Origin of the sequence: Hoeflea sp. BAL378 (assembly GCF_000759435.1) — a bacterium.
GTDB lineage: Bacteria > Pseudomonadota > Alphaproteobacteria > Rhizobiales > Rhizobiaceae > Hoeflea.
Map to the genome: position 1 here is coordinate 1 of NZ_JRJG01000176.1, position 1,137 is coordinate 1,137.

General features: G+C 63.7%; 1 protein-coding gene. It reads left to right on the forward strand.

Features of this window, described 5'->3' with window-relative positions; translation table 11 throughout:
* Positions 1-184: 184 nt before the first annotated feature.
* On the forward strand, positions 185-1,114 hold the full coding sequence (locus LL06_RS24345; protein ID WP_035533211.1) for an IS110 family transposase: 930 nt from the start codon (positions 185-187) through the stop codon (positions 1,112-1,114).
* The last annotated feature ends 23 nt before the right edge of the window (positions 1,115-1,137 follow it).

The following is a 1,137-nucleotide window of genomic DNA, read 5'->3' on the forward strand; positions in this document are numbered from 1 at the left end:
TTGTAACTTGAATTCCGCCGCGTGTGATATTGTGTATCCCGCGGTGGCGGATGGAAGACCGAACCACCTTTGGGCCAGCAAGCCCGTGGGAGAGCCAGGGTCTCCGTCCGCCGTTCCATCGAACCCGAACAGTCGCCAGGGCCGCTTGAGCAAGCAAAGTCCGTTTAGGCAAGGATGGGATAAGATGGATATCATCGTTGGAATTGATGTCTCGAAGGATCGTCTGGATGTGCATGTCACGCCGTCGGGCGACAGCTTCTTCGTTTGCAATGACCATGCCGGGATCGATGGCCTGTTGACGCGGCTCGCCGGCCTCGGCGCCGATGTGGTGGCGCTCGAAGCCACCGGCGGCTACGAGACCCTGGCGGTGGCGGGGCTTTCGGGCGCCGGCCTCGCCGTCATCGTCGTCAATCCGGCGCAGGTGCGCGCCTACGCCAATGCGCTCGGCCGCAGGGCCAAGACCGATCCGATCGATGCGGCGGTGATCGCAGCCTTCGTGGCCGCGACCAAGCCTGAGATCCGGCCGCTGCGGGATGCCGAAACCCAGGCCTTGCAAGAGCTTGTGGCGCGTCGGCGGCAGATCGTGCAGATGATCACGGCCGAGGAGAACCGGGATCGCATGGTGCTGGCAGGGCAGGCGAGGAAAAGCATCAAGCGGCTGCTTGTCGCTCTCAGGCGGGAACTGAAAAGCCTTGATGCCGACCTTGACGACCACATCCGCAAGTCACCGGTGTGGCGGGTGCGCGAGACGCTGCTGATCTCGGTGCCTGGTGTCGGGCCGATAATCGCCCGCACGCTTCTGGCCGAGATGCCGGAACTGGGCACGCTCGACCGGCGGCAGATCGCATCGCTGGCGGGACTTGCGCCCTGGACCCGGCAATCGGGCAAATGGAAAGGCAAGAGCTTCATCGGCGGCGGCCGGGGCAAGGTGCGGGCTGCCCTGTTCATGGCAGCCCTCGTCGCCAGCCGTCACAACCCCGTGCTCAAGGCGTTCAGGGACCGCCTCGTCGAAAGCGGAAAACCCAAGATCGTCGCAATCGTGGCCACCATGCGAAAACTGCTCACCATCCTCAACGCCATCATCCGGGACGAAAAACCATGGCAAAACGCTTGACCAGCAAGACAGTCGCTCTCCCC